Genomic DNA, 9,233 nt, shown 5'->3' with positions numbered 1-9,233 from the left:
CAATTAACAATTAACAATTAACAATTAACAATTAACAATTAACAATTAACAATTAACAATTAACAATTAACAATTAACAATTAATTCTCCTGATGAGCAAAAAAAAAGTCAATAGCCTCCCCTTTTAAGGGGATAAAAAAAGAGAATATTCCTTATGTCAAGCCTCTGGGTTTAGCCAGAGACAGGTGTTAACTGATAACTGAAATGACTGACTCCTAACTACCACAAAAATATTACAATTGAAATGAAATAGGATTGCTATATTTCCCAAACTAAACTTAAATTGCCAACGAAACAAGCTTTTGTAGTAAGATTTAATTATGGCTCAATTAATAAACCTTTTATTTAAAACCAGAAATAATAGCTGATGACTGATGGCTGTTAGCTCCGCATTCCGCAGGAAAGGAAATGCTTACAAATTAATTATGGTTAAACCAGAATCAACAGAAATTAGGATAGTATTAGTAGAAGCCCAAGGGCCACTAAATGTTGGTTCTGTAGCCAGGATTATGAAAAATATGGGCTTCTATAATTTGGTCTTGGTCAACCCACAATGTGACCCTCATGGAGCAGAAGCCCGAAAAATGGCGGTTCATGGGGTGGAAATTTTAGAAAGGGCGACCATCGTCCAAACATTGCCAGAAGCTCTAAAAGGATGTCAAAGGGCGATCGCCACTACATCCCTAGACCGCTCATTGCCCACCCACCTCGAAAACCCGAAAAATGCCCTACCTTGGCTACTGGGATACTCAGCAGCTTTAATATTTGGTAGAGAAGACCGGGGCTTAACTAATGTAGAATTAAACTACGCCCAAAGATTTGTCCGTATTGAATCTGATGATGCTTATCCCTCTCTAAACTTGGCTCAATCAGTAGCCATTTGCTGTTATGAGTTATATAAAGCACAACTAGATCGAGATAATATTCCTCAGAGCCAACCAAATCCAGATTCAGAAGCCTCCCTAGATATTTTAGAAGCATATTATCAGGATCTAGAAACCATGTTATTGAAAATAGGTTATCTTTATCCCCATACAGCATCCAGCAGAATGGAAAAATTCCGTCGTTTATACAATCGTGCTTATCCCTCTACTCAAGAAGTGGCAATGTTACGGGGAATGATTAGACAAATCAATTGGGCACTATCTAATTATGATCGGGATGATAGTTAATTTTCTGCTCTTAGAAAAAATGCGCTTAAAACGAGTAATTGTCTCTATTTCCTAAAGAAATAAGATATTTTTGAGGTATATTAATACACCTCAAAACATAAGGTTAGGCAAAAATTTGGACATTGTTGCGTCCATTCTGCACAAAATGCGTAAAGTTGGCCTCGCCTAGTTATTTTGGCTTTTAAAAGCTCGACACACTGGTTTTTCAAATCTCTTTACCTGTTTAATGCCGAACAACAGAGCTTGGAGCTGGCCGCGCACCCCAAGGTGTTATGACCTAAATAACGTTTACTTTAAAAAAGTAGGCTGGACTAACCATTTAAGCGACTTGAGCGCTTTGATTAGATTTGTGGTTGGTCTGGGTATTCTAATTAATAAGAATATCCTACCACGAAGTTTAAGTTGCTGATGAAAACCTTCAGGATTTATCCATCAGGTAGTTATTTAGCTTGGACTAGGTAAAAATAGGTACGACTCGCGCTAAAGTAATAAGGTGACTTACACTCAGCCAGTCAGGCTAAGTGGTTCTGTTCAAAGCTAATTTTCTAGTAATTTTGTGACAGAGCCTAGTCTTGAATCAGGTTTTAGGTTGTAGGTACTAGATTTTAGGTTCAATTTTTGTCCTTGGATTTAACTCCAACTAAATTGTGGACACTGCTAATAACAGTGGGGTTTTAAACCCAATTTCTCTGCAATAGTGTTGGGGAAAATATGCTATATAATAACCAAATTTTTTGGAGTATAGCGACGATAATAATTATTAGACAAATTCACTATTAATAATATCAAAACCTATCATAAATTAACAGAAATAATTGTTTAAATTTTCTCTAATTTTTAGGTTATCTAATCAAAGAAAAAATTATTTTTGCCAAGATTACTTTTGATATTTGTGCAATTTAAACCCCACCCTTAAAGGTGAGGTCTTATCAATAAAATTATAGTTATATATTAAGGTGTTTGGAGTGGTTCAGAATTTTCGCAATCGATCAATTCTTTCAGTAGTACCTTCTACTACTAAGTCAGACTCTCAGTCGCAGCAGTCTAATAGTAAAACCCCTAGTAATCGGCTGCAACCCCAGCTACCACTCAAGAAAAGGCGTAATGTAGCTAAGTTTCCACTTCCAGCTTCTGAGCAACCCCAAACATTTCTCAGGCCAGTACCTTCTAAAAAGAAAACTGTTGTACCCAGAGTTTCCAAACAAGAAATTCCTAAATTTCAGTCTCATAGGGCTAAACGTAGCCGAATAGAGGAACTCACTAGATTAAGGAAGATCGCAGAACAACAACCAACATCATCTGCTCGCCCTCAGAAACGACAAGAAAAAGCTCAATCTTTTATTTATGAGCCACTACCGACTCAAAAATCACCAGTTACAAGTCGTCATAAGTCCCGTTCTGCTTCTTTGCTGTTGTACGCAACTCGGATGTTAATCTTAGGTGTGGGAATAGCGGTGATTGCTGGAACAGTGCTATCAATATTGAAGCCTGGAAGTAGTTCTAATCTGATATCTCAAGCAGCAGATAGTGAGGTAGAGACAAATCAAGAATGGAAATCTCCTTCCATTGTACCTTTGGCAGTACAACAAACTAGGGAAATGACAGCTTTGAAAACAGAGTTAGATACTGTCATTGCCAAATACCCAAAGCTAACACCAGGAGTATTTATGATTGATGCTGATACTGGTGCTTATCTGGATATTAATGGAGATACTGCTGTTGCTGCAGCTAGTACGATTAAATTGCCGATATTAGTGGCTTTTTTCCAGGCGGTGGATCAGGGAAGAATCAAATTGAATGATATGTTAACAATGGAGGAATCTCATGTAGCTGAGGGTTCTGGAGATATGCAGTTTCGGAAGCCTGGTAGCAAATATACGGCTTTGCAAACTGCGAGAAAAATGATTGTGATTAGTGATAATACCGCAACTAATATATTAATTGAAGCACTTGGTGGCGCTGATGTTTTGAATCAGTTATTTCAGAGTTGGGGTTTGAAGAATACTGTTATTAATAATCCTTTACCAGATTTGTCGGGAACTAATACAACGACTCCCAAGGATTTGATAAATTTAATTTCACAGGTTAATCAGGGTGGTTTGGTGTCGCTGAAGTCTCGCGATCGCTTATTTCGGATTATGGAAAGAACTAGGAATGATTCTTTGTTACCCAGGGGTGTAGGTAGAGGTTCTGTGGTTGCTCACAAAACAGGTAATCTGAAGTCTGTGTTGGGGGATGTGGGTATGATTGATTTGCTTAATGGCAAGCGTTATCTATTGGCTGTACTGGTGAAGCGTCCGGATGATGACCAGGATGCTGTAGACTTGATTCGCGGGGTGTCTAAAGAAACTTATCAATATCTTAAGTCTTCAGAATAGGGAGTAGGGAGTTCCGGAATTTTAGGAGGAGTTAGAAGTGAGGAAATTGTCTACGTTGTTCAATTGGAGCAACATAAGAATCTAGTAATTTACTTACTTCTACTTTAGAAGAAGTTCTGAAGTATCCCCGCCCAGCCGATATGGCTGGAGGGGACGCNAATTTTAGGAGGAGTTAGAAGTGAGGAAATTGTCTACGTTGTTCAATTGGAGCAACATAAGAATCTAGTAATTTACTTACTTCTACTTTAGAAGAAGTTCTGAAGTATCCCCGCCCAGCCGATATGGCTGGAGGGGACGCGGGGCGGGTTTAAATAAATTAATATAGTATATCAATGTTGTTGGTGAAACCCGCCCCTACAAATTTTTCAACGTTGATGGTGTAGGGGCGGGTTCTGTGCAGGGTGTTAATGGCAACTCAATCAAATCAAATAAACCCGCCCCCATATCTACTGCACGGGGCATGAGGCGGGTTTAAATAAATTCAACCTCACTATGTAACGAAATGTTGATGCACCTCATAGCCTTGAAATTGCTTCCTATCGTCGCAATGACGACTATTCAAGCGGATTTGATATAATAGATTTTCCAACACCAGTTTTTTTTAGATGATGACTCAGACTGCCACTAGATTTTACTTGAAGATTCAACAAGTGGAAAAACTATGCTTGTTTGAACTTGCTTGGGGTATGGGGCAACAATTAACTGTCAGTCTACCTTATCCTGAAAGTCTCACCATATCTTATCAAGATTGGCAAAGAAATTATCTGAATTTTTATCACAAAGCATTGCGANTCCAACACCAGTTTTTTTTAGATGATGACTCAGACTGCCACTAGATTTTACTTGAAGATTCAACAAGTGGAAAAACTATGCTTGTTTGAACTTGCTTGGGGTATGGGGCAACAATTAACTGTCAGTCTACCTTATCCTGAAAGTCTCACCATATCTTATCAAGATTGGCAAAGAAATTATCTGAATTTTTATCACAAAGCATTGCGAGGAAGGGTAGTAAATACAGGAAAACTAACCAGACAAGTTGATTGGCATCAAAAATTGGTGCAAGCAGAAGCAAAACTTCTGTGTGAGTTTCATCGATGGTTACGACATGAGGAACTGTATGATATTAGGGCGTTCATTGCTCAAGCTGCCAAACAAAAAACAGAAACTTTACCCTCACAGCACAAGACTCATGTATCAACTGTTGATATCTTTATAACTTGCAACTCCCAAGAATTATGTCGTTTACCGTGGGAAGCATGGGAAATTACAGAATTTGCTGCATGTAGCAAAATTAGAATTGCCCGTCAACCAATTAATATTCGCAACACCACAGTAAATTATAAATTCGAGCGCCGTCGAAGTAAAGCTAGAGTATTGGCAATATTGGGAGATGATACAGGTTTAAATTTTCAGGCAGATAAAGACGCAGTGAAATCTCTTTCCCCCATAGCAGAAGTAGAATTTGTCGGTTGGCAACCTCAAGAAAGTCAAGCAGAACTAAAAGAAAAAATTGTCAAAGCAATAACTGACGAACGCGGGTGGGATATTTTATTTTTTGCCGGACACAGTAATGAAACTCTGAATACAGGTGGGGAAATAGCGATCGCTCCAGGTACCACTCTATCCATCACAGAAATTTCCCAACCCCTAACTATAGCTAAACAAAGGGGTTTACAATTTGCTATCTTCAATTCCTGTTGTGGGTTAAGTATTGCTAATGCTCTGATAGACTTGGGTTTAAGTCAAGTTGCAGTCATGCGAGAGGCAATTCATAATAAAGTCGCCCAGGAATTTTTAGTAAGATTTCTCCAAAGTTTAGCCGAATACAAAGATGTTCACGAATCATTATTATCAGCGTGTCAATTTTTGAAACTAGAGAAAAATCTCACCTATCCCAGCACATATTTAATACCATCTTTGTTTCGCCATCCAGAAGCGCCACTATTTTGTCTCCAACCATCAAGTCTGAAACATAAACTTAAAAGGTGGTTGCCTACAAAAAGAGAAGCGATGGCTCTAAGTGCATTAATTTTATGTAGTTGGCAACTTTCAACTCAAAGGTTTTTGATTGAGAAGCGAGTATTAGTGCAAGCTATGTATCGTCAATATAGCAACCAAGTTGAAAAGCAAAATTCACCCCCTGTGCTGTTAGTCGAAATTGACGAAGATTCCATTAAAAAAGCTAAAATATCCGATCCTGTACCAATGGATCGTAGTTATATGGCTAAAATCATTGAGCAACTGACAACTATAAATGCCAAAATCATTGGTATTGACTATCTTTTAGACCGCTATCAACCAGAAAATGACAAAAAATTAGCTCAGATCCTGCGCTCATCAATAGAAAAACAAAACACTTGGTTTGTATTTGCTACATCCCAAAATCATGCTGGTGGTTGGTTTGAACCATTACCAGAGTTAGCCTCCCCCAAGTGGCGACTACAAGGAAATGTGCGTCTAGTCGGTTATGGGCGTTACGTTACCCATGTAACACTACTACCAAGTCAAGATTCTAGTAAAACACCATTGCCTTTTGGTTATTTGTTAGCAGTTGCTCACTTATTAAACTTTGAACAATCTGATAATTTGCTGCAACCTCAGATTAGTTCATCAACTAATTGGTTATCTCAAGTCAAAAATCATATTGCTGAGACTACGAATAAACATTTTTTTGATTTATCTTCTAGCTCATCTCGCTTAAAATCTTTAACAAAATTTTCTTATCGACTAAGGCAAATGTGGCTCCATCCAATTATAGATTTTTCTATTCCTCCAGAAGCAATTTTTGTACGTCTAGCCGCTTGGCAACTTTTAGAGAGTAGTGAATCCGAATTATTAGCAAAAACTACACTAGAGAAACGCCCATCAATAGTAATTATTGCTGCTGGATATAAAGATGCAGGATTAACTCCTGGAGAAGACAATTTTCCTTTACCTCCTGCTGTTAGTTACTGGCGTTCTCAAAAAAATCCTCCCGACCAAAGTAGGGCATTTACAGGGGGAGAAGTTCATGCTTATTTGGTTCATCATTTCCTTAAGCAACGATTAGTTATACCTATTCCTAATTTATGGCTAATTGGGGTGGCTGCTGTTTTAGGAAAAGGAGTAGTATTAATGTTAGATAATAGCTCTAACTCTAAGACACAAAAAAAGGAAATTATTTTATTATTACTATTTTTATTAACTCTAATTTATGGTCTTGTTTCTCTACAAATATACATTTCAGCAGCTATTTTATTACCTTGGTTGTTACCTAGTCTGACATTTTGGATTTATATATTTTTATACTTGATTAATCCCAAGTCAAGTTGGGGAAATTAAAGTTTTGTCAATATGATTTCCACTTGTACAATCATCATATAACAATCAGGAATGAGATGTGAGAACAACTGTAGGGGTTTGGTCTCCAAACCCATTCAACCGGAAATGATATAATTAGGACTTACGCAAAGAAACCCGGTTTCTAGGATAAATCCTTGTTTTGAGCAATAGACGTCTACGAGAAACCCGGTTTCTGGGTTCTCCTGCGTAAGTCCTGATAATTAAATAATTCAGGTTAAAAGCCTTCCCCTTGTAATTATGGTTTGCTCATTACAGTGCTTTTCAGATTGATGAACCACACCGTCATAAACAAAATCTAGTAGGGACGTTAGCATTTTTGCCTGTGCAACGTCCCTACTGTGGTCTACCGATATGAAAACCGCTATAAATCTAAAAGCATTTACAGATAAAGGTTTTAGCCTTTTTAGGTCTGGAAAAAGTACAAGGTTTTCGTTCTCTAGAGCTGCAAAAAGTTAGGATTTTGGGTTAATGCTCTTGCTGAAAAATCAAGGGATAATTCTTNGAAAAAGTACAAGGTTTTCGTTCTCTAGAGCTGCAAAAAGTTAGGATTTTGGGTTAATGCTCTTGCTGAAAAATCAAGGGATAATTCTTCCTTCTGCCTCCTCTAAATTCCCCATTCCCCATTCCTCCTAACTGATAACTGATAACTGATAACTGATAACTGAAATGACTCCTCTACTTAGAAGCATCTGGCAAGACAAAACGTTTTTCTCCATCTTCACTCATTTCTACTTTGCCACCAAGTTTGAGAATTTCTTGTTGAGCGCGTTCTCGTACCCTCTGGTCTCTTGTTTGATAATATACCCACAACCAGGCGTTAAACTTGATTAATTTACTATCTGGGTCTGTCTTGAGAAATTCTGCTGTATTTCTAAACAGAGAGCTTAACTCTTGGTATGATGTATTATCAGCCCATTCAGCAGCCATTTCGTGAGAACGAATTGCCCCTGGAATATCACCTACTAATAATAACTGATCTATCCCTTTGAATCTCCATACTTGCCAAGCTTTTGGATCTATCTCNCCCAGATAGTAAATTAATCAAGTTTAACGCCTGGTCTCTTGTTTGATAATATACCCACAACCAGGCGTTAAACTTGATTAATTTACTATCTGGGTCTGTCTTGAGAAATTCTGCTGTATTTCTAAACAGAGAGCTTAACTCTTGGTATGATGTATTATCAGCCCATTCAGCAGCCATTTCGTGAGAACGAATTGCCCCTGGAATATCACCTACTAATAATAACTGATCTATCCCTTTGAATCTCCATACTTGCCAAGCTTTTGGATCTATCTCTGGGGAAAGTGCATCGGTGCCACGGGTCATATATTCTACAGCTACTTTGGGTTTACCTTCATATATAGATAAAGAGTTGGAAAGGAACAGATATATGTCAACCCATTTGGGATCTAAGCGAGTTATAATATCAAAGTAATCTTCACTTAGAGAATAGCCTGTTTCATTTCTAGCTGCATCATCCCCGAAATATTGGAGAAACTGCAAGAATACCCAATCTGCAATCAAGTTATCAAATCCAAAAGTAGGAGATGCTTTCCATAACTTGAGTTTTAGAGCTTCTTTTTGTTCGGCTAAGACTGCATCTGTTGAGTCTAAAACAATTTTCTCTTTTAAGGGAGAACCTTCTGGTGGCCATAATACTTGTAGGCTGATTATACCTGCTAAAGCTACAATGGGAACTGCTAGATTTACTAATGAACCTAGCCAATTTGGGGTTTGGGCTTTGCTTTCGACAATTTCTGACATCTTTAAAACTAAAAAAATTGTTGGTTTTTAAAGAACTATTTTAGCTGACAGGAGTTTTCATTTGGGTAGACCCCAGCAGGGACGTTGCACAGGCAAAAATGCGTTTTCCGTTCCGGAATGNGGGCTTTGCTTTCGACAATTTCTGACATCTTTAAAACTAAAAAAATTGTTGGTTTTTAAAGAACTATTTTAGCTGACAGGAGTTTTCATTTGGGTAGACCCCAGCAGGGACGTTGCACAGGCAAAAATGCGTTTTCCGTTCCGGAATGCTCCGCTTTCCATGTCGCATAGCGTTATCCTGGCGGACTGCTGCGCAAACATGTCCGCTCAAGCGCGGAAAACGTCCCTACTGGGTTATCATTTTTTCAATGTAGTTAATTGAGCTGAAAACTGCTGTAAATTTTCTTTTAGCATCTTTAGTATTTTAGTATTTTATGTGCCGCGATCGCTCTTTTCAATTAACTCAGCATTTGGGCAATGTAGTAGAAAATTTTATGATACTGACTCCTTCACTCAATAGGTGCTGGTGCATAGTAATGTTAGAGGAGGTGTGGGAGGTGTGGGAGGTGTGGGGAG

The 9,233-nt window shown here is 38.1% G+C and carries 4 protein-coding genes; 3 read left to right on the top strand and 1 reads right to left on the bottom strand.

What is annotated here, in order from left to right; translation table 11 throughout:
• Window positions 1–425: 425 nt before the first annotated feature.
• The 3 genes from AFK68_RS22870 to AFK68_RS22855 all read left to right on the top strand — a co-directional run bounded on the left by AFK68_RS22870 (window position 426) and on the right by AFK68_RS22855 (window position 6,871).
• Window positions 426–1,172, top strand: coding sequence for an RNA methyltransferase (locus AFK68_RS22870; protein WP_094675363.1), 747 nt, complete (start codon window positions 426–428; stop codon window positions 1,170–1,172).
• A 965-nt stretch (window positions 1,173–2,137) separates the two neighbouring features.
• Entirely contained in the window at window positions 2,138–3,550 is a 1,413-nt protein-coding gene (locus tag AFK68_RS22865; protein ID WP_094675361.1) for a serine hydrolase, read from the top strand.
• Window positions 3,551–4,363: 813 nt separating this feature from the next.
• Entirely contained in the window at window positions 4,364–6,871 is a 2,508-nt protein-coding gene (locus tag AFK68_RS22855) for a CHASE2 domain-containing protein (protein WP_246844359.1), read from the top strand.
• 1,045 nt (window positions 6,872–7,916) lie between these two features.
• On the opposite strand, the gene AFK68_RS22845 is transcribed toward AFK68_RS22855, so the two are convergent.
• Window positions 7,917–8,657 (bottom strand): hypothetical protein (locus tag AFK68_RS22845; RefSeq protein WP_210407570.1); only part of this gene is annotated, 741 nt, incomplete at its 3' end.
• Window positions 8,658–9,233: the final 576 nt, after the last annotated feature.

The organism is Hydrocoleum sp. CS-953 (assembly GCF_002260545.1).
GTDB lineage: Bacteria > Cyanobacteriota > Cyanobacteriia > Cyanobacteriales > Microcoleaceae > Trichodesmium.
The sequence above is the reverse complement of the archived record's forward strand: the minus strand, read 5'-3'. Positions and strand labels throughout refer to the sequence as shown.